This window comes from Nocardia sp. NPDC058518 (assembly GCF_042719655.1).
Classification (GTDB): Bacteria; Actinomycetota; Actinomycetes; order Mycobacteriales; family Mycobacteriaceae; genus Nocardia.
Map to the genome: position 1 here is coordinate 59,418 of NZ_JBHXNJ010000020.1, position 20,044 is coordinate 79,461.

At 68.6% G+C, this 20,044-nt stretch carries 16 protein-coding genes; 15 read left to right on the forward strand and 1 reads right to left on the reverse strand.

The annotated features are described in order from the left end of the window. Positions 1 to 3: 3 nt before the first annotated feature. Positions 4 to 1,662, forward strand: coding sequence for a fatty acyl-AMP ligase (locus ACFWPX_RS28570; RefSeq protein WP_378930623.1), 1,659 nt, complete (start codon positions 4 to 6; stop codon positions 1,660 to 1,662). Continuing rightward, positions 1,659 to 2,867, forward strand: coding sequence for a cytochrome P450 (locus ACFWPX_RS28575; RefSeq protein WP_378930625.1), 1,209 nt, complete (start codon positions 1,659 to 1,661; stop codon positions 2,865 to 2,867). The genes ACFWPX_RS28570 and ACFWPX_RS28575 overlap by 4 nt, the downstream gene beginning before the upstream one ends. Before the next feature lie 3 nt (positions 2,868 to 2,870). Here the strand turns inward: ACFWPX_RS28575 and ACFWPX_RS28580 are convergent, their stop codons facing one another. Beyond that, on the reverse strand, positions 2,871 to 3,665 hold the full coding sequence (locus ACFWPX_RS28580; protein ID WP_378914604.1) for an MBL fold metallo-hydrolase: 795 nt from the start codon (positions 3,663 to 3,665) through the stop codon (positions 2,871 to 2,873). Positions 3,666 to 3,921: 256 nt separating this feature from the next. Here ACFWPX_RS28580 and ACFWPX_RS28585 point away from each other — a divergent pair, with 256 nt between their 5' ends. The 13 genes from ACFWPX_RS28585 to pdxS all read left to right on the forward strand — a co-directional run bounded on the left by ACFWPX_RS28585 (position 3,922) and on the right by pdxS (position 19,899). After that, the gene (locus ACFWPX_RS28585) at positions 3,922 to 4,689 is read left to right on the forward strand and encodes a tyrosine-protein phosphatase (protein WP_378930627.1); all 768 of its coding nucleotides are present in this window, start codon (positions 3,922 to 3,924) and stop codon (positions 4,687 to 4,689) included. A gap of 208 nt (positions 4,690 to 4,897) precedes the next feature. Further along, entirely contained in the window at positions 4,898 to 7,120 is a 2,223-nt protein-coding gene (locus ACFWPX_RS28590; RefSeq protein ID WP_378914602.1) for a SulP family inorganic anion transporter, read from the forward strand. A gap of 219 nt (positions 7,121 to 7,339) precedes the next feature. Beyond that, positions 7,340 to 9,565 carry a SulP family inorganic anion transporter gene (locus ACFWPX_RS28595; RefSeq protein WP_378914601.1) on the forward strand — a complete coding sequence of 742 codons (2,226 nt, stop codon included), beginning with the start codon at positions 7,340 to 7,342 and terminating at the stop codon, positions 9,563 to 9,565. 91 nt (positions 9,566 to 9,656) lie between these two features. Further along, positions 9,657 to 10,148, forward strand: a complete 492-nt coding sequence (locus tag ACFWPX_RS28600; protein ID WP_378914600.1) for a TIGR02611 family protein — start codon at positions 9,657 to 9,659, stop codon at positions 10,146 to 10,148. Beyond that, a complete protein-coding gene (locus tag ACFWPX_RS28605; RefSeq protein ID WP_378914599.1) occupies positions 10,145 to 10,816 on the forward strand; it encodes a (2Fe-2S)-binding protein in 672 nt (223 codons plus the stop codon). The genes ACFWPX_RS28600 and ACFWPX_RS28605 overlap by 4 nt, the downstream gene beginning before the upstream one ends. A gap of 171 nt (positions 10,817 to 10,987) precedes the next feature. Next, positions 10,988 to 13,060 carry a threonine--tRNA ligase gene (thrS, locus tag ACFWPX_RS28610; protein WP_378930629.1) on the forward strand — a complete coding sequence of 691 codons (2,073 nt, stop codon included), beginning with the start codon at positions 10,988 to 10,990 and terminating at the stop codon, positions 13,058 to 13,060. Next, positions 13,057 to 13,611, forward strand: a complete 555-nt coding sequence (locus ACFWPX_RS28615) for an HIT family protein (RefSeq protein ID WP_378914597.1) — start codon at positions 13,057 to 13,059, stop codon at positions 13,609 to 13,611. The genes thrS and ACFWPX_RS28615 overlap by 4 nt, the downstream gene beginning before the upstream one ends. 4 nt (positions 13,612 to 13,615) lie before the next feature. Further along, a complete protein-coding gene (gene pgsA, locus ACFWPX_RS28620) occupies positions 13,616 to 14,293 on the forward strand; it encodes a phosphatidylinositol phosphate synthase (RefSeq protein WP_378930631.1) in 678 nt (225 codons plus the stop codon). After that, entirely contained in the window at positions 14,290 to 15,207 is a 918-nt protein-coding gene (locus ACFWPX_RS28625; RefSeq protein WP_378930633.1) for a phosphatidylinositol mannoside acyltransferase, read from the forward strand. Before pgsA ends, ACFWPX_RS28625 begins: the two co-directional genes overlap by 4 nt. Beyond that, positions 15,204 to 16,328 (forward strand): glycosyltransferase family 4 protein, encoded by a 1,125-nt coding sequence (locus ACFWPX_RS28630; protein ID WP_378914594.1) that lies wholly within the window; start codon positions 15,204 to 15,206, stop codon positions 16,326 to 16,328. The genes ACFWPX_RS28625 and ACFWPX_RS28630 overlap by 4 nt, the downstream gene beginning before the upstream one ends. Continuing rightward, complete coding sequence (locus ACFWPX_RS28635) at positions 16,328 to 17,374, forward strand: NUDIX domain-containing protein (protein ID WP_378930716.1); 1,047 nt, start codon at positions 16,328 to 16,330, stop codon at positions 17,372 to 17,374. The genes ACFWPX_RS28630 and ACFWPX_RS28635 overlap by 1 nt, the downstream gene beginning before the upstream one ends. 277 nt (positions 17,375 to 17,651) lie before the next feature. Continuing rightward, positions 17,652 to 18,884: a Cmx/CmrA family chloramphenicol efflux MFS transporter gene (locus tag ACFWPX_RS28640; RefSeq protein ID WP_378930636.1), complete on the forward strand. Its 1,233-nt coding sequence runs from the start codon at positions 17,652 to 17,654 to the stop codon at positions 18,882 to 18,884. 94 nt (positions 18,885 to 18,978) lie between these two features. Next, on the forward strand, positions 18,979 to 19,899 hold the full coding sequence (gene pdxS, locus ACFWPX_RS28645; protein ID WP_378914592.1) for a pyridoxal 5'-phosphate synthase lyase subunit PdxS: 921 nt from the start codon (positions 18,979 to 18,981) through the stop codon (positions 19,897 to 19,899). Positions 19,900 to 20,044: the final 145 nt, after the last annotated feature.

The window sequence follows — 20,044 nt, forward strand, 5'->3', positions numbered from 1 at the left end:
GACGTGCAGCTACTTCCCGACATCCTCGCGCGTCGCGCCGTCGACGAGCCGGACCGCATCGCCTACATCTTCCTCGACGACAACGGCGCCGAGCACACCACGACGACCTATCGCGAACTCCACGAACAAGCGATGGCGGTGGCGGGACTGCTGCGCTCGCGGTGCGAACCGGGCGAGCGCGCCCTGCTGGTTTTCCCGCAGTGCGTCGAATTCATCACCGCCTACTTCGGCTGCCTCTACGCGAACATTGTTGCCGTGCCGGTGAATCCGCCGCGCCGTGGCAAGGTCCAGGACGCGACCCGCTCCATCGTCGCCGACTGCGCGCCCACGGCCGTGCTGACGATCGGCGGGCTGGTCGAGACACTGCGACCGGTACTCGAGCCGCTCTGCACCGCACGGCAGTGGCTGGCCGTCGACGAGTTGCCCACGACGGAAACCTCTTTCACCCCGGTGACCGCCGATCCCGATTCCGTGGCGTTCCTGCAGTACACCTCCGGGTCGACCTCCGCGCCCAAGGGTGTCATGGTGACGCATCGGAACCTGGTGGCCAACGAGGAGATGATCCGGCACAGTTTCAGCCACGACCGGGACTCGACCGTCGTCGGCTGGGCGCCCTTCTTCCACGATCAGGGCCTGATCGGCAATGTGCTGCAACCGGTGTACGTCGGCGCGACAACGGTCATGATGTCGCCCACCACCTTCATCCGGCGGCCACTGCGGTGGCTCGAGGCCATCTCGCACTATCGCGCGCACACCAGCGGCGGCCCGAACTTCGCCTTCGACGCGTGTGTCGCGCGCGCCGCGGCCGGGGAACTGCCCGACCTGGACCTGAGCAGCTGGAAGGTCGCCTTCAACGGCGCCGAGCCGATCCGGGCGCAGACCCTGGACCGGTTCGCGAAAACGTTCGCGCCACTGGGGTTCGGCGCCCAGGCGGTGTTCCCGTGCTACGGCCTCGCGGAGGCCACCCTGCTGGTGTCTGCGAGCGGGAAGGGCCGGGGTCCGCGGTTGCTGGATGCCGATATCGACGCGCTCGCCGATCGACGTTATGTCGCGGCCGGGGTGGATCGGGGCCGCACGCTCGTCGGCTCGGGGGCGGTGCTGCCCGGTGAGGACCTGCGCATCGTCGACCCGGCGACGGGCGAGCTGTGCCAGGAAGGTCGGGCCGGCGAGATCTGGGTATCGGGTGACCATGTCGCCCAGGGCTATTGGGGTCTGCCGGAAGCGACCGCCGAGACCTTCCACGCCCGCCGCGCCGACGATCCCGAGCGCACCTACCTGCGCTCGGGCGACCTCGGCATGGTCGTCGACGGTGAGCTGTATGTGGTGGGCCGCCTCAAGGACATCATCATCCTGCGTGGCCGCAACTACTACCCGCACGACATCGAGCACACCGTGCAGCGCGCGCACCCGGCGCTGCGACCAGGCAGTGGCGCGGCGTTCGCGGTACCGGGGCGCGACGGCGAGAAACTGGTCGTCGTCCAGGAGATCAAGCGCGACGCCGACGCGGACACCGACGACATCGCGGGCGCCATCAGGGCGGCGGTGATGCAGGAACACGAAATCGCCGTCGCGGACGTGGTGCTGGCCGCGCCGGACACGGTGCAGAAGACGAGCAGCGGAAAGATCATGCGAGCAGCGGCAAGAAAGCGATACCTGGAATGAGCACCGAGACCTTCGTCTTCGACCCCACCGCACCGGGATTCGCCGACGACCCCTATCCGCACTACGCCCAGCTCCGCGCCGCGGGACCCGCGCAAGAACATCCGCTCGGATTCTGGATCATCTCCCGGCACGCCGACGTGGCCGCCCTGCAACGTTCGGCGCACTCCGTCGACGAGCAGCACCTGCGGCATCTGCCCGCGTGGAAGAGCGGCAGCACCGAGGTCCGCAAGGAGAGCCGCGTGATGGGCGGGCTGTCGATGCTGGATCAGGACCCGCCCGACCACACCCGGCTCCGGCGCCTGGTGTCGAAGGCCTTCACGCCCCGGTCCATCGAATCGCTGCAGCCGCGGGTCGAGGAACTGGTCGAGGAGGCGCTGGCCCGCATCGCCGCGGCGGGCACGGCCGATGTCATTGCCGAACTGGCCTTTCCGCTGCCCTTCACCATCATCTCGGAGATGCTCGGCATCCCGGTGGGCGAGCACACCCGGCTGCGCGAGCTCACCGAGATCGTCGTGCTGGTGTTCGAGCCCTTCGCGAGCCCGCAGACCCAGGAACGGATCAGGGCGGCCAACCAGGAACTGTTCGGGATGGTCCGTGAACTGATCCGCTGGAAACGCGCCACCCCCGGCGACGATCTGCTCACCGCGCTGATCAGTGCCGAGGACAACGGCGACATGCTCAACGAGGACGAGCTGATCTCGCAGGTGATGTTCCTCTATATCGCGGGCCACGAGACCACGGTGACCCACCTCGGCAGCGGAATCCTGTCGCTGCTGCGGCATCCCGACCAGGCGCGGCGGCTGCGAACCGAGCCCGACCTCGCGGCCGGCGCCGTCGACGAACTGATGCGTTTCGACACCCCGGTGCACCTGATGCGCCGGATCACCCTCGCGCCGTTGCACATCGGTGGCCACGAGATCCCCGCGGGCAGCTGGGTGATCGGCGCCCTGGCCGCCGCCAACCGGGACCCGGAATTCTGGGGCGCGGACGCCGACCGGCTACGCCTGGATCGGCCGAACGCGCACCAGAACGTCTCGCTCGGCGCGGGCATCCACCACTGCCTCGGTGCCGCCCTGGTGCGGATGGAGGCCCGGATCGTGTTCCCGCGCTTCGTGACCCGCTTTCCCGAGGCCGCGGTGGTCGATCAGACGTGGAACGGTCGGATCAACCTGCGCGGCCTCGCGACACTGACCGTCGCGGTGTAGCGCTCAGCGCGGCTGTTCGGCGGGCAGCGAGAACCGCATGCCGGGTGCGCTGAGGTGGACGGGTCCGTCGAATTCGGCGGACACGTCGTCGCGTCGAGCCTGCTGCCACTCCTGCTGTGCCGAACCGAAATGGGTCAGCACCACCGAGCGCGCACCCGCGGCAGCGGCGGCCCGCCCGACCTCGGTGGCCGAAAGGTGGCCGTGCGGTGTGCGATCCGGCTCGACGAGAGTGGACTCGGCCAGAAAGATGTCGACATCGGCGGCGAGCGCGACCAGGTTGTCGTTCCAGCCGGTATCACCGGTGAACGCGATACTGCCCGTGGGGCTTTCGATCCGGACGCCGCAGTCGGGTTCGGTGTGCACCATGGGCACCAGCTCGATGGTGCAGTCGGCGAGTGCGTGGGTCTCGCCGCGCTCGTACTCGATGACCTCGTAGGCCAGGTCGAACGCCCGGTTCAGATCGGGGAAGGTCTTGACCGGGAACAGTGCGGCGAGCTGATCCAGTTTCGCGCGAGCGCCTTTCGGCACGAACAGCTTGATCCGGCGGTCCGGGGCATCGGCCGCTCTGCGCATCGCCTGTTTGCCGATGGGCAGCACGTCGTAGCAGTGATCCAGGTGCAGGTGGCTGATGACCACCGCGTCGAGCAGGCTCGCGTGCAGGTAGTTGCCGAGCATCACCGCGATTCCGGGGCCACAGTCGAGCAGAATTCTCGACTGGCCGGTTTCGACCAGATAGCCCGAACTGGCGGCGCCGTCGGCGGGCATACCCGCTCGATTTCCGACGATTGTCAGGTGCATTCGACGTACCTTTCGACACGGAAAGTTTCCGTGCCCGACGGTATCGATGGGAACTGACCCCTGCCGTTTCGTATCGAACATTCCGATCCGTCCATCGCATTTCCCGATCGAATAAACCCCTTCGACGCCCTGACCTGCACAAATGCGCGGAAGGTCGTTGCGGGAGAGTGGATTTCGGAATTCGCGGTGTTCGGCACCGAATACCGTTGATCAACGTTTGCGACCAGGTGCTGTGAAAATGAGAACGGGGTTTGTGATGACCAACGGTGTGAGTTCTTCGATGGGCCGGGAATTGCCGCTGCGCGGTGCGGTGAACGCGCGGGACCTGGGTGGCTTGCGAACGACGGACGGGCGGCAGGTGCGCCGCTTGCGGGTACTGCGGTCGGACCGGCTGACCGAGCTGGACGCAGGCGATGTGTCGTTCCTGCTGACCGAATGCGGACTGCGCACGATCGTCGACCTGCGTGCGCCGGGCGAGATCGTCACGGACGGAACAGGTGCCGTGGTCGACGCCGTGGCCGACTACCGCAACCTGCACGTCTACGGCGCGGACCGGGTGCGCCTCGACCTCACCGAGGTCTCGCCCGACGGGAGCATGTTCGACCGGTACTGCGAATACCTCGAGCACAGCAGTGAGAACATCGCCGCCGTGCTGCGCCTGCTCGCGGCCCCGGGTCAGTTGCCCGCGCTGGTCCACTGCGCCGCGGGCAAGGATCGCACCGGGGTGGTGATCGCGCTGCTGCTGGCCGTCGCCGGGGTGCGCGCGGACGACATCATCGCCGACTATGCCGCCACCACCGCGAACATCGCGGCGCTGCGGGCCCGCAGCGGACGGGAGGTTCGACCGGCCGACGACGCGGCAGATCGGCTCCCCGCCTGGGTCTTCGCCGCCGATGCGACCACCATGCGCCAGTTCCTGATCCACCTGGACACCGAGCACGGTGGCGCCACCGCGTGGGCGACCCGCGCCGGTCTCGACCAGGCGACGCAACGGCAGCTGGCCGACAGCCTGCTCTGTGACTGAGGTCACAGATCGACGGCGATTTCGTCCCATTCTTCCCAGAACATTTTCTAATGCTTGGGAAGTTCTTTACTATTGACGCGACTCTGTGTCTGGAGTCCGCTCTCTTTCGAGTAGTGCTGCAGATCCGCCGTTCGCTCGCAGCTCAGCATCAATTGCCAGTGCATGTTCGACCGATGAACCGGGAGCCCATCCGCCCCGGCGAAGGAGAATGATGACCGACAATGATCCGGGCACCACCACAGCGACAGCGCGCACGCTGTCACATGCGTCACTGAAATCGGTTCTCCAGCAAGATCTTCCAGCGTCACTCGTGGTGTTTCTCGTCGCGCTGCCGCTGTCGCTCGGGGTCGCCCTGGCCTCCGGCGCGCCTGTCGTCGCCGGGCTCATCGCGGCCGCCGTCGGCGGGGTGGTCGCGGGATTACTCGGCGGCTCGAAGGTTCAGGTCAGTGGGCCGACCGCGAGTCTCGCCGTCGTGGTGGCGGGAGCGGTCCAGCAATTCGGCTGGGCCGCCATGTGTTTCATCACCGTCGGGGCGGGTGTACTGCAGATCCTGTTCGGGCTCAGCCGCGTCGCGCGAGCCGTGCTGGGTATCGCGCCGGTGGTGGTGCACGCGATGCTCGCCGGCATCGGGGTGATCATCGCCCTGCAACAGGTGCACGTGCTGCTGGGCGGAACGACGGTCAGTTCGCCGTGGGCCAGCATCGCAGAGCTGCCGCGTCAGGTGATGTCGGTGCAGAAGGGTGACTTGTTCGTCGGATTGCTGGTGATCGCCGTGCTGATCGGATGGCAGTATCTGCCGCGCCGGGTACGGGTGGTGCCCGGCCCGCTGGTCGCGGTGGTGGCGGCGACGGTGGTCTCGCTGGTGCTGCCGATGACAGTGGAACGGGTGCGCCTCGACGGCTCGCTGCTCGACGGGATCGGGTTGCCCGCGTTGCCGCACGGCGGATGGCTGCCGATTGTGCTCACCATGCTCACCGTCGCTCTCATCGCCAGTGTGGAGACGCTGCTCTCGGCCGTCGCGGTCGACAAATTGCGCCCCGACCAGCGCACCGACTTCGACCGTGAACTCCGCGGTCAGGGCGCGGCGAACATGGTCTCGGGCGTGCTTGGTGGTCTGCCGATCGCGGCGGTCATCGTGCGCAGCATCACCAACGCCAACGCGGGCGCCCACAGCAGGGCGGCCACTGTGCTGCACGGTGGCTGGATCCTGGTGTTCGCGGTCGCGCTGGTCGGCCTGGTCCGCCAGATCCCGACGGCGGCGCTGGCCGGGCTGCTGGTACTGATCGGGGTGCAGTTGGTGAAGCTGGCGCATATCAAACGGGCCCGCCGCACCGGCGACATCTACGTCTACCTGGTCACCGTGATCGCGGTCGTCGCGCTGAACCTGTTGCAGGGCATGGTGATCGGGCTCCTCGCCTCGTTCGCCCTGCTGCTGTGGCGGGTCGTGCGGTTCACCATCGCCGCGGCGCCGCGCACCGACGGGACCTGGCTGGTGCGCATCGCGGGCACCTGCACCTTCCTGGCCGCGCCCCGGCTCACGACCGAACTGGCGAAGGTGCCCGCGGGTGTGGACGTGACGGTCGAAATGAGTGTGGACTTTCTCGACCACGCGGCGTGCGAGTTGCTCTCGGACTGGGCCGACGCCCGTGAATCCGGCGGCGGCACAGTGGACTTCGTGGAACTCGGCACCGCGAGGATGGCCCGCACCCACGACGGGCCGCCGGAACACGGGCACGCGCGCAAGGCGGTCGACGAGGCGATTCGGCCATGGCGGCGCAGCGGCGGCGTCGACCCGATCGCCGCAGGCATCGCGGCCTATCACCGCAAGCACGCGCACCTGATGCGGCCGCACCTGGCCGGGTTGCGACACCGGCCCGATGCCGACACCTTTTTCCTGGCGTGCGCCGACGCCCGCATCGTGCCCAATGTCATCACCAACAGCGGCCCCGGCGACCTGTTCACCGTCCGCAATGTCGGCAATCTGGTGCCGGTCGGTGGCAGCGACGTCTCGGTCGAGGCCGCCCTGATCTACGCGCTGGACAAGCTCGACGTGCGCTCGGTGGTGGTGTGCGGGCACAGCGCCTGCGGTGCGATGGAGGCGCTGTACCGCCAGGTTCAGGCCGGGCCGGGCCTGGACGACTGGCTCGCGCACGCCCAGCCGACCCTGGCCGCGTTCCACGGCGGTCATCCGGTCGCGACGGCGGCCGAGCTCGCGGGCTTCGGCCCGGTCGACCAGCTCGGCATGGTCAATGTCGCCCGGCAGGTGCAGACCCTCATCGACTATCCGGCGATCCGCAGCGCGATGGCCGAACGCGGTGTCGCGGTGACCGGGTTGTTCTTCGACCTGGCGACCGCGCGGGTGATCGAGATCCACGCCGACGGGATCTCGGGGTTCGACGAGGCCCGCAGGATCGCCGCCGAGCCCGTGTAAAGGGGGGTAGGTGTGGGTCACACCACAGACTGCCTGCGGTTATGGCGAGACCCACTGTTTGTGCGGCACACTGGCTTTGCCAATTCTTTACCAATAGGTTGGTTCCACCAGTTCCCGGTTCGCCGATGCACCGGAATCTTCGCTCCACCCCCTTTGCTTCACCACCGCCCTTGTGATGATCGGCCTCGGCCCAGCGCCGGGAGCCGGCGAAGGAGAGTCATGTCTGTCGAGAACGACCATGCCCCGCCCCGTGCGGACAGCCCGTCGAACGAGTCATCCCGCCCCACGTGGCAACAGACGCTGCTGCGTCACGATCTACCCGCTTCCATAGTCGTTTTCCTTGTCGCGCTGCCGCTCTCGCTCGGCATCGCGGTCGCCTCCGGTGCGCCCATCGCCGCAGGCCTCGCCGCCGCCGTGATCGGTGGTGTGGTCGCGGGCCTGCTCGGCGGCTCGGTCCTGCAGGTCAGCGGCCCCGCCGCCGGTCTGACCGTGGTCGTCGCCGAATCCATCGCGCAATTCGGTTGGCGCGTAACCTGTTTCATCGTGGTCGCCGCGGGCGTGCTGCAAATCCTGTTCGGACTCAGCCGGATCGCGCGCGCCGCGCTCGCCGTCGCCCCGGTGGTGGTCCACGCCATGCTCGCCGGTATCGGCATCACCATCGCCCTGCAGCAGGTCCATGTGCTGCTCGGCGGTTCCTCGCACAGCACCGCGCTGCGCAATGTGATCGAACTCCCCGGTCAGCTGCTGTCGCTGCACGGAGGTGACGCGCTCGTCGGCGCCGTGGTGATCGCGGTGATGCTCGGCTGGAAGTACGTCCCACCGAAGCTGCGCGCGGTGCCGGGTCCGCTGGTGGCGGTGCTCGTGGGCACCGTGCTCTCGCTCGGACTGCCCGAGGTCGAGCGGATCGCGCTGAGCGGGTCGGTCTTCGACGCGCTGGGCCTGCCGGAACTGCCGTCGGGCAACTGGTCGGCCGTCGCCATGATGGTGCTCACCATCGCGTTGATCGCCAGCGTGGAGAGCCTGCTCTCGGCCGTCGCGGTCGACAAGATGCACACCGGTCCGCGCACCGGATTCGATCGGGAACTGATCGGCCAGGGCACGGCGAATGTCCTCTCGGGCCTGGCCGGTGGTCTGCCGATCACCGGCGTGATCGTGCGCAGCGCCACCAATGTGCAGGCAGGCGCGCGGACCAGGGCTTCCACTGTGCTGCACGGACTCTGGATCCTGCTGTTCTCGGTCGCGCTGGTCGGCCTGGTGGAACAGATTCCCAAGGCCGCGCTGGCGGGCCTGCTCATCGTCATCGGCATCCAGCTGGTGAAACTGGCCCACATCCGGTTGGCCCGGCGCACCGGTGACCTACTGGTCTATGTGGTGACCGTGCTCGGAGTGGTGTTCACCAACCTGCTCGAAGGCGTCGTCATCGGGCTCGCGTTGGCGTTCGGATTGCTGCTGTGGCGGGTCGTGCGTGTGCAGGTGACGGCTGCCCCGCTGCCCGATGGGCGCTGGCAGGTCCACATCGACGGTACGTGCACCTTCCTCGCGCTGCCGAAGCTGGCGGGCGAACTGACGAAGGTGCCCGCGGGCGCCGATGTGACGGTCGAGATGACCGTCGACTTCCTCGACCACGCCGCGTTCGAGGCGATCGAGGACTGGCAGCGACAGCAGGAAAGCGGCGGCGGCCGTGTCGATTTCGTCGAAATCGGCAGTGCGCGGATGGCCGACACCCCGGCCGCGCCACCGATCCGCGGATTCGGTCGCGCCGCCATCGACGACATGCTCCGTCCGTGGCGGCACCAGAAGTCCGGCGGCGACGCGGTGACCGCCGGTGTCGCGGCCTTCCATCGCGGCCACGCCCACGTGGTGCGTCCGCACCTGGACGGGCTGCACCACAGTCAGGACCCGGACTCGTTCTTCCTGACCTGCTCGGATTCGCGGATCGTGCCCAATGTGATCACCAACAGCGGGCCCGGCGATCTGTTCACCGTGCGCAATGTGGGCAATCTCGTGCCGGTCAGCGGTGACGATTCCGTCGAAGCGGCACTGAGTTTCGCGCTGGACAGTCTCGCGGTGCGATCGGTGGTGGTGTGCGGGCACTCCTCGTGCGGCGCGATGAAGGCGGTCCACTCCGCGGCCGACACCGCGGGTGGCCTGAGCTCGTGGTTGCGTCACGCCGAGCCGACCTTGCAGCGGTTCCTCGCGGGCCATCCCGTGGCCGCCGCGGCCAGGGCAGCAGGGTACGACGAGGTGGATCAGCTGAGCATGGTCAATGTCGCCGTGCAGCTAGAGACGCTGGGACGCAATCCCGCGGTGCGACGCGCTGTTGCCGAGCGCGGGTTGGCGGTGTCGGGGCTGTTCTTCGACATCGCGACATCGCGGGTACTCGAGGTGACTCTCGACGGAGTCAGCGCGATCGACGATCACGCCGCACTCACCGTCACCGGTTGATGCTCACCTCCGTCGTGCGCGAGGGCGGAGGCAAGCTGCGCGAAGACGCGCGACGCGACTCGGCGGCGGTCGGACTCGTAGGCTGGAATTCATGACCAGCGATCCGACCGCCGCCGAGCGCGTCACCGACGGCCCCGACTCCGCGGACGACGAGTCCGTCACAGACCGGGGCCGGTGGGACGCCTTCAAGGACCGCTGGCGCGCCTTCCGGGAACACGTCGCGCAGCGCCCTACCCTCAACGTCGGCTACCGCATCGCCGTCGGCGTGGTCGGTGGGTTGGTGCTGATCATCGGGATCATCACGATCCCGTACCCCGGACCCGGCTGGGCGCTGGTGTTCGCGGGCTTCGGCATCCTGGCCACCGAGTTCGTCTGGGCCCACCACACGCTGCACTGGGTGCGCGGCAAATACCGGATCGTCATGGACTGGTACACCTCGCGCGGCTGGTTCATCAAGGTGCTCGGCGCGGTGGGCACCTTCGCCCTCGTCATGGTGACGTTGTGGCTGCTCGGTACATATTCGATGGTCGCAGGGTGGATCGGAGTCGATTGGCCATGGTTACGCAGTCCCCTGATGTCGTGAGCACCGTTCCCGGCCACCTACTCACCGACCCCGATTGGGTCGCGGCCCGGATCGACGCGATGAGCCACACCTGGGGCACCGATGTTCCCCGGGTCGCGGGCACCCTGTGGTGGTGCATGGTCGCCTCGACCTTGGTCGAGCAGATCGCCGTCGCCTACGCGGCGGGCACGCCCGCGCCGGTCGCCGCGCTCGGCGAATTCGACTGTGCGGTCCGTCCGGACGGTGGTGTCGAGCACGCGGAATTCCGCCGGGTGCCGGTCGATGCCACCGGGCGCTCGGTGCGCTCGGACGTGGGCGGCGAGACCGGGGCGGCGGCGGCCGAGGAGGTCGCGACCGCCTTGCGTGACACCTTGACCGCGGTGATTTCCCAGGTCGCGGCGGTTTCCGGGGCCGGGGCTCCGTCGCTGTGGGCGGTCGTGGCCGATGCCATCGGCAACCGGGCGCTCGACGCGGGCACCAAGGAGGCCGCGACCCGGCTGGCGGCGGACGTGGGCTCGCGCCTGCCCGCGCCACGGTTCGTCACCGTCGAGGGCCGCACCTTCGTCCGGCGCGCCTCGTGCTGCCTGGTCTACGAGGTGCCCGGCAGGCAGATGTGCACGAGCTGCCCGAAACGTTCGCCTGCCGATCGAGCCGAACAGCTGGCCGCAGTCGCACGCGCCCGGTACTGAATCGGCGACCGGTCGCTCGACGCCGCCGCCAGACGGCTGCGTGTCGGTAACACGCGGTCATAGGTCCATCGACACGGCCCATCGGCGCTGCCGATAGCATGGTGCGGCGCGCCGGTGCCCCTGCGCGAGCCGCCGGACGGACCCGGTATCGACGTCAAGGAGAACATTCCCGTGACCACCTCTGCACCCATCAGTCCCGTCGCTCTCGTTCGGGTGCCGGCCGGGACTACCGCGGGCGCAGCGGTACGGGAAGCGGGCTTGCCCACGAAGGGGCCGGACACGGTCGTCGTCGTGCGTGATATCGAGGGCGCACTCAAGGATCTGTCCTGGATCCCGGACGAGGACGCCGACGTCGAGCCCGTTCCCGCGAACAGTGAGGACGGGCGCAGCGTGATCCGGCACTCGGCCGCGCACGTGCTCGCCCAGGCGGTCCAGCAGGAGTTCCCCGACGCGAAACTCGGGATCGGCCCGCCGATCAAGGACGGCTTCTACTACGACTTCCAGGTCGACAAGCCGTTCACCCCCGAGGATCTGGCCAAGCTGGAATCGCGGATGAAGAAGATCATCAAAGGCGCGCAACGCTTTTCGCGTCGCGTCGTCGAGGTGGACGACGCCCGCGTCGAGTTGGCGAACGAGCCCTTCAAGCTGGAGCTGATCAGCGACAAGTCCGGCGCCAACCTCGCTGCGGATCCCGAGATCATGGAGGTCGGCGGCAACGAGCTGACCATCTACGACAACCTCGACCCTCGCACCGGCGAAAAACTGTGGGGCGACCTGTGCCGCGGCCCGCACATTCCCACCACCAAGTTCATCCCCGCGTTCAAGCTGACCCGCTCCTCGGCCGCCTACTGGCGTGGTGACCAGGACCGCGAGGACCTGCAGCGCGTGTACGGCACCGCGTGGGAATCCACCGAGGCGATGGACGCCTACCTGGACCTGCTGGCCGAGGCCGAGCGCCGCGACCACCGCAAGCTGGGCCTCGAGCTCGACCTGTTCTCCTTCCCCGACGAGCTCGGTTCGGGTCTGCCGGTGTTCCACCCCAAGGGCGGCATCATCCGCAAGGAGATGGAGGAGTACTCGCGTCAGCGCCACATCGACGCGGGCTACGAGTTCGTCAACACCCCGCACATCACCAAGGGCGCGCTGTTCGAGACCTCCGGTCACCTGGACTGGTACCGCGACGGCATGTTCCCCGCGATGCACCTCGACGCCGAGCTCAACGAAGACGGCACCGTGCGCAAGCCCGGCCAGGACTACTACGTCAAGCCGATGAACTGCCCGATGCACAACCTGATCTTCCGTGCGCGCGGCCGCTCCTACCGTGAGCTGCCGCTGCGGATGTTCGAGTTCGGTTCGGTGTACCGCTACGAGAAGTCCGGCGTGGTCCACGGCCTGACCCGGGTGCGCGGCATGACCCAGGACGACGCGCACATCTACTGCACCAAAGAGCAGATGCACGCCGAGCTCACCAGCACCCTCCAGTTCGTCCTCGGCCTGCTGAAGGACTACGGCCTCGACGACTTCTACCTCGAGCTGTCTACCAAGGATCCGAAGAAGTACGTGGGTTCGGACGAGCTCTGGGCCGAGGCCACCGAAACCCTCGAGAAGGTCGCCGAGGCTTCCGGCCTGGATCTGGTGCCCGACCCCGGCGGCGCCGCGTTCTACGGCCCGAAGATCTCCGTGCAGGTCAAGGACGCGCTCGGCCGCACCTGGCAGATGTCGACCGTGCAGCTCGACTTCAACCTGCCCGAGCGCTTCGACCTCGAATACACCGCCTCCGACGGCACCAAGCAGCGTCCGGTGATGATCCACCGCGCCCTGTTCGGCTCGATCGAACGCTTCTTCGGCGTGCTCACCGAGCACTACGCCGGTGCGTTCCCCGCCTGGCTCGCGCCGGTGCAGGTCGTCGGCATCCCGGTGGCGGAAAACTTCGTCCCGCACCTGGATTCGGTGATCGAGCAGTTGCGCGATGCCGGCGTGCGTGCCCAGGTGGACCGCAGCGACGACCGGATGCAGAAGAAGATCTTCAACCAGACCGCGCAGAAGGTGCCGTTCATGCTGCTGGCGGGCGCACGCGACGTGGAAGCGGGCGCGGTGAGCTTCCGGTTCCGCGACGGCACCCAGGTCAACGGTGTGCCCGTCGCCGATGCGGTCGCCACGATCACCACCTGGGTCGCCCACCGCGAGAACGCCTCACCCACAGCCGCTGGGTTCGAGGTCGTCTCCGCGGCGGTTGGATCATGAGCGAGAACCTCGCCCCCGACGCCGGCTCGATCGTCGACGCCGGGGCGGGCCAGCCCGACCGCCTCCAGCGGCTGTGGACGCCGTACCGGATGTCCTACATCACCGGTGAGATCAAGCCCAAGGACGCGACCGGGCACCCGTTCACCGATATCCCGAAGATGTCGGACGAAGACGGCCTGATCATCGCGCGCGGCGAGCATGTCTACGCCGTGCTCAACTTGTACCCGTACAACCCAGGGCACATGATGGTGGTGCCTTACCGCCGGGTGGCCGACCTGGAGGACCTCACGGCCGCCGAGAGCGCGGAACTGATGGCCTTCACCCAGCGGGCCATTCGCGTGATGAAGCAGGTCTCGCGGCCTGCCGGATTCAACGTGGGTCTCAATCTCGGTGGTGTGGCCGGTGGTTCGCTCGCTGACCACCTGCACCAGCACATCGTTCCGCGCTGGGGCGGGGATGCGAACTTCATCACCGTGGTCGGCGGGGTGAAGGTGATGCCTCAGTTGTTGCGCGAAACGCGGCAGCTGCTGGCGGAGGCGTGGGAGGAATAAGACCGTGCTCAGCTTCTTCGGCCGCCAGACGTTTGCGAAAGCGACTGCGCCGCTGGGCAAAGCGCTCGTCGGGACCGGGCTCACCCCGGACGCGATGACACTGATCGGCACCACGGCGACGATCGCCGCCGCGGTGACACTGTTCCCCTCCGGACACCTGTTCTGGGGAACGATGGTGATCTGGCTGTTCGTCATGTTCGACATGCTCGACGGGGCGATGGCGCGCGCCCGCGGCGGCGGCACGAAGTACGGCGCGGTCCTCGACGCCACCTGTGACCGGGTGGCCGACGGCGCGATCTTCGGCGGACTCGCTTGGTGGGCGGTCTACCACGAGCACAGCAAGCAACTGTTCGCGCTCACCTTGATCGTCCTGGTCACCTCGCAGGTGATCTCCTACGCCAAGGCGCGTGCCGAGGCCAGTGGCCTGTCCGCCGACGGTGGACTCATCGAACGCCCGGACCGCCTGGTCATCGTGCTGGTCGGCGCCGGGCTCACCGGCATCGGCGGGCACTGGGGCATCGACTGGCTGACCTGGGCCGTGTACGTGGCGATGTGGGTGCTGGCGGTGCTGAGCATCGTGACGGTGTTCCAGCGGGTGCTCGCGGTGCGCAATTCGCCGGGTGCCAGGGTGGTCATTCCACCGGCGCCGCAGCCGGACGCGGCGGAGGGATCGGCCCAGTGAGCCTCAAAGATCGGTTGAGCGACTGGGGCTACGCCGCAGGCTGGGGTCTCGTGCGTTCGGCGCCGGAAGGGTTGGTGCGCAAGGTCTTCGACCTCGGCGCCGATCGCGCGGTGAAGGCCGGCGGACCGCAACAGTTGCGCCGTAACCTCGCCCGGGTCCTCGGCGTGCCCGCCGACCAGGTACCCGACGAGCTGATGCGGGCGAGCATGCGCTCCTACGCCCGCTACTGGCGTGAAGCGTTCCGGCTGCCGTCGATGGACCACAGCGCGATCGACTACTACGTCGACGGTCTGGAGAATGTCGACGCCGCGCTGGAAGCAGGCCGCGGCCTCATTCTGGTGCTCCCGCACTCGGGCAACTGGGATATGGCCGGTGTCTGGCTGGTGCAGCACTACGACAACTTCACCACCGTGGCCGAACGGCTGAAGCCCGAGTCGCTGTTCGAGCGGTTCGTCGCCTACCGCGAGAGCCTCGGTTTCGAGGTGTTCCCGCTGACCGGTGGCGAGCAGCCGCCGTTCGCCGCACTCGCCGAACGACTCCGTCAGAACCGGATCGTGTGCCTGATGGGCGAACGCGACCTCACCGGCAAGGGCGTGCCGGTCGATTTCTTCGGTGAGCGCACCTGGATGCCCGGCGGCGCCGCGAAACTGGCCATCGAGACCGGTGCCGCACTGGTTCCCGTGCACGGCTGGTTCACCGTCGACGACGACGGCACCGAGAATTGGGGCCTGAAAGCCGAACCGGCACTGGATGTTTCCGGTGGGGTGGCGGCCGCGACGCAGGCTCTCGCCGACCGGTTCGCCGCCAATATCGCCGAGCATCCGGCCGATTGGCACATGCTGCAACCGCTCTGGGAGGGCGACCTGTCGCCTGAACGCCTGTCGCGGATGCAGGACACAGGGGGCCTGCGGTGAAGATCGGGATGATCTGCCCGTATTCGTTCGACGTCCCCGGCGGCGTGCAGGCGCATGTGGTCGAGCTCGCCCGGGTGTTCATCGAACGCGGGCACAAGGTGAGCGTGCTCGCCCCGGCCTCCGACGACACACCGCTGCCCGAGTTCGTCGTCTCGGCGGGCCGCGCGGTCGCGATTCCCTACAACGGGTCGGTGGCGCGATTGTCGTTCGGCCCCATGGCCTACACCAGGATCCGCCGCTGGATCGACAGCAACGACTTCGACGTGCTGCACATCCACGAACCCAACGCCCCGAGCCTGTCGATGCTGGCGCTCAAGATCGCCGAGGGGCCGATCGTGGCGACCTTCCACACCTCGACCACGAAGTCGTTGGTGCTCAGCACTTTTCAGGGTGTGCTCCGCCCGTATCACGAGAAGATCAGCGGGCGGATCGCCGTGTCCGAGCTGGCAAGGCGCTGGCAGGTCGAGGCGCTGGGATCCGACGCGGTGGAGATCCCCAACGGTGTCGATGTGTCCGCGTTCGCGCGCGGTGCGCCGCTCGACGGATATCCGCGCGCGGGCCGCACGGTGCTGTTCCTCGGCCGCTACGACGAACCACGCAAGGGTATGGACGTGCTGCTCGGCGCGCTGCCCGCGCTCATCGAACACCATCCCGATGTGGAGATCCTCATCGTCGGGCGCGGTGACGAGGAGCGGCTGCGCCGCGAGGCAGGCGAGCACGCGGGGCATCTGCGGTTCCTCGGACAGGTCTCCGACGCCGAGAAGGCAGCCGCGCTGCGCAGCGCCGATGTGTACGTCGCGCCGAATCTGGGCGGCGAGAGTTTCGGCATCATCCTGATCGAGGCGATGGCCGCGGGCACCCCGGTGGTCGCCAGCGAGCTCGACGCCTTCCGGCGCGTGCTGCGCGACGGGACAGCGGGTCTGCTCACCCCGATCGGTGACTCCGGCGCGCTGGCCACCGCCATCGACACCCTCCTCACCGACGACAAGACGCGCGAACGCCTGGTCAGCACCGCCACCCAGGTGGTCGCGGGCTACGACTGGCCGGTCGTTGCCGAACAGATCCTGCGGGTGTACGAGACCGTCACCGTCGGCGACAACCGGGTGCGGGCCGCCGGATGATCACCTTCTCCGCGACCACCGTCCTCGTACTCGGGCTGGTCGCCCTGCTCGTCCTCGCCCTGGGCGTGTGGGCCTACTCCACCGCGAACCGCCTGGACAGGCTGCACGTGCGCTCCGATCAATCCTGGCAGGCACTCGATGCCGCACTCGCCCGTCGCGCCGTGGTCGCGCGCGCGGTGGCCATGTCGGAGGCCGGCCCGGTGAGCGCCGATGCCCGCAGGGCCGAACGGGCCACGCAGCTCGCCGCGCTGGCCGATCGTGCCGAACGCGCCGACCGCGGTGACCGGGAAACCATCGAGAACCAGCTCTCCGCCGCGCTGTCCCTGGTCGACATCGACCACCTGCGACCCCAGCTGGTGGCCGAACTCGCCGATGCCGAGGCGCGCGTGCTGATCGCGCGCCGCTTCCACAACGACGCCGTGCGCGACACCCTGGCCCTGCGGACCCGCAGACCCGTGCGCATCCTGCACCTGGGCGGCACCGCACCGCTGCCGCACTATTTCGAGATCACCGAACGCGCGACACCCGCCGCCGCCACCGGCCTGGTCGTGCACATCACCCGCACGTCCGCGCGGGTGCTGCTGCTCGACGAGCAGAACCGGGTGCTGCTGCTGCGCGGCCACGACCCGATGATCCCCGAGGTCGCCTTCTGGTTCACCGTCGGCGGCGGCGTCGAACCGGGGGAGAACCTGCGCGACGCCGCGGTCCGCGAGATCTACGAGGAGACCGGTCAGCGCGTTGATCCCGCGTCGCTGCGCGGTCCGCTGTGGCGTCGCGTCGCGGTGTTCCCGTTCAACGGCGAACTCATCCGCTCCGAAGAACTGTTCTTCACCCTGCGCTCGCCGGGTTTCGAATGGCGCCCCGCCGACCTCAACGCCCTGGAACGCCGCACGATCACCGACCACCGCTGGTGCTCCGCCGACGACATCCGCGCACTCGACGACGCGGGCGAGGCCGTCTACCCCTATCACCTCGACGAACTGCTCACCGAGGCCGTGACCGCGGCCGCCGACGACACCAAGCACGTGGTGCGCTCGATCCGCTGAGGCGCACCGCGGATAACCGCGTGCGTTCTCCGCCCTGCCGTTGTTACGGTGAGCGCGTGAATTCTCCGGAGGCGTCCAGAAGGTAGCCGTCCGGCCTGCGGGTCGGGCGGCGTTGTCGTTCCACCATCCATCGGTCCGCGGACCGGTGCGATGTGTCGTTCGCAACGCCGGATGATCGTCGATTCCTCGCGGCCGGGCCATGATTCGCCCGGTGCCGCACCATCTCGGACACCGCGCGCGACGCGTGGTGTCCCGGTATCCGGAGAGTTGATCGAACATGCCCATCGGGGTTTTCGTGCTGGCTGCCGCGGTCTTCGCGCAGGGCACATCGGAATTCATGATGTCGGGGTTGCTGGCGCGGACCGCCACCGACTTCGGCGTCTCGCTCGGCACGGTGGGGTTGCTGACCTCGGTGTACGCGGTCGGCATGGTGCTGGGGGCGCCGACGATGGCGGCCACCGCGGGCCGGTGGCCGCTACGGCGTTCGGCGACAACGTTTCTCGCGCTCTTCTGCGTCACCCATATCGTCGGCGCCGTCACCACGGATTTCGCGGTGCTGGTGGCTACCCGGGCGGTCGCCGCGGTCGCCAATGCCGGCTTCCTGGCGATCGCGCTGGCCGCGTTGCCGCGTCTGGTCGGGCCCGCGCTGGTCGGGCGGGCGACCTCGGTCATCGTGTCCGGGGTGACGGTGGCCTGCATCGCGGGTGTGCCGGCGGGGACTCTGCTCGGGCAGCTGTGGGGTTGGCGATCGGCCTTCTGGGCCGTCGCCGTGGTGAGCGCGGTGGTCCTCGTCCCGGTGGCGTCGATGGTGCCGCGCGACGGTGCGGGGGTGGGAGCATCGGATCGGTCGATGCGGTCCGAGTGGGCGGTGCTCGGCGTGCGCGAGGTGCGGTCGGCCGTGGTCGTCGGGGTGCTGGTCAATGCCGCGACGTTCGCCGCGTTCACCTACCTCGGCACCATCGCCGCCGCGATCGCGGGCACAACCGGGGTCTGGGTCCCGCTGGTGCTGGCGTTGTTCGGGCTCGGCTCCTTCGTCGGCGTGGCGCTCACCGGTCGCTACAGCGACCGCCACGGTCGCGCCATCATCACCGTGGGGACGGCTGGACTGGTCGGCGTGTGGGCGCTGGCCGCGATGACCGCGCACACGATGGCCGGGGTCACGGTCATGACATTGCTCACGGGCGCGGCCGCGTTCGGCGTCGGATCCGCGTTGATCGCGACGATCGTGCGGACCGCCGCGCCCGCCGCGCCGCGTCTGGCCGGGGCGTTGGCCACCACCGCGCTCAATATCGGCGCGGTGCTCGGTCCGGTCGCCGCCGGCCTGGCCGTCGATCGTGCGCACACCCCGGTCGCGGCGCTGTGGTGCGCGGCCGGTGCGGCGGCCGTCGCGGCGGTGATCGTGCTGTTCGACCGGCCCGGTAGCCCACGCGGCCGGAGCCGGGGCACGGTGAGTGACAGTCCATCGGAGGAGGCCAGCGGTGGGCGATGGACGCATCGCCGCTGGTCGTGACAAGGCCAGTGGTGCTCAACTGGCTATGAAGGCCGAATTCGGGCAGTTCTAGAATCGACGGTGACACCACCCCCGAGCGACTTGATTGGCGCCCATGACACAGGAGACATTCGTGACTACGCCTGAGACCACCAACACCGTCGGCACCGCCCGCGTGAAGCGCGGCATGGCCGAGATGCTCAAGGGTGGCGTGATCATGGATGTGGTCAACGCCGAGCAGGCCAAGATCGCCGAAGACGCAGGCGCCGTGGCCGTGATGGCGCTCGAGCGCGTGCCCGCCGACATTCGCGCCCAGGGCGGCGTGTCCCGGATGAGCGACCCGGACATGATCGACGGCATCATCTCCGCGGTCTCCATCCCCGTGATGGCCAAGGCCCGCATCGGCCACTTCGTCGAGGCGCAGATCCTGCAGAGCCTCGGCGTGGACTACATCGACGAGTCCGAGGTACTCACCCCCGCCGACTACGCCAACCACATCGACAAGTGGAACTTCACCATCCCCTTCGTCTGTGGCGCCACCAACCTGGGTGAGGCGCTGCGTCGCATCACCGAGGGCGCGGCCATGATCCGCTCCAAGGGCGAGGCAGGCACCGGCGACGTGTCCAACGCGACCACCCACATGCGCACCATCCGCGGCGAGATCCGTCGCCTGACCTCGCTGTCCGAAGACGAGCTCTTCGTGGCCGCGAAGGAACTGCAGGCCCCGTACGAGCTGGTCCGCGAGGTCGCCCAGACCGGCAAGCTGCCGGTCGTCATGTTCACCGCCGGTGGCATCGCCACCCCGGCCGACGCCGCCATGATGATGCAGCTCGGCGCCGAAGGCGTGTTCGTCGGCTCGGGCATCTTCAAGTCCGGCAACCCCGAGCAGCGCGCCGCCGCCATCGTGAAGGCCACCACCTTCTACGACGACCCGGACGTGCTCGCCAAGGTCTCGCGTGGCCTGGGCGAGGCCATGGTCGGCATCAACGTCGAAGACATCCCGCAGCCGCACCGCCTCGCCGAGCGCGGCTGGTGATCGTGGGCCCGATTCCGTTCGGGCACTGAAACATTCGCCTCGGGGGGGGGGGGTGTGTCGCCCCGCCCCCCGGGGGGTTTAGGGGGCGCACCAGCGCCCCCCCGGGGTGTCTGTGGTGTGGGGCGCCGCCCACGGGATCTCATTG

Excerpts from the sequence above, each read along its gene's own strand:
- ACFWPX_RS28575 (WP_378930625.1), top strand. The coding sequence starts at position 1,659 with ATGAGCACCGAGACCTTCGTCTTCGACCCCACCGCACCGGGATTCGCC.
- ACFWPX_RS28580 (WP_378914604.1), bottom strand. The coding sequence starts at position 3,665 with ATGCACCTGACAATCGTCGGAAATCGAGCGGGTATGCCCGCCGACGGC.
- ACFWPX_RS28585 (WP_378930627.1), top strand. The coding sequence starts at position 3,922 with ATGACCAACGGTGTGAGTTCTTCGATGGGCCGGGAATTGCCGCTGCGC.
- ACFWPX_RS28590 (WP_378914602.1), top strand. The coding sequence starts at position 4,898 with ATGATGACCGACAATGATCCGGGCACCACCACAGCGACAGCGCGCACG.
- ACFWPX_RS28595 (WP_378914601.1), top strand. The coding sequence starts at position 7,340 with ATGTCTGTCGAGAACGACCATGCCCCGCCCCGTGCGGACAGCCCGTCG.
- ACFWPX_RS28600 (WP_378914600.1), top strand. The coding sequence starts at position 9,657 with ATGACCAGCGATCCGACCGCCGCCGAGCGCGTCACCGACGGCCCCGAC.
- ACFWPX_RS28615 (WP_378914597.1), top strand. The coding sequence starts at position 13,057 with ATGAGCGAGAACCTCGCCCCCGACGCCGGCTCGATCGTCGACGCCGGG.
- ACFWPX_RS28640 (WP_378930636.1), top strand. The coding sequence starts at position 17,652 with ATGCCCATCGGGGTTTTCGTGCTGGCTGCCGCGGTCTTCGCGCAGGGC.
- pdxS (WP_378914592.1), top strand. The coding sequence starts at position 18,979 with ATGACACAGGAGACATTCGTGACTACGCCTGAGACCACCAACACCGTC.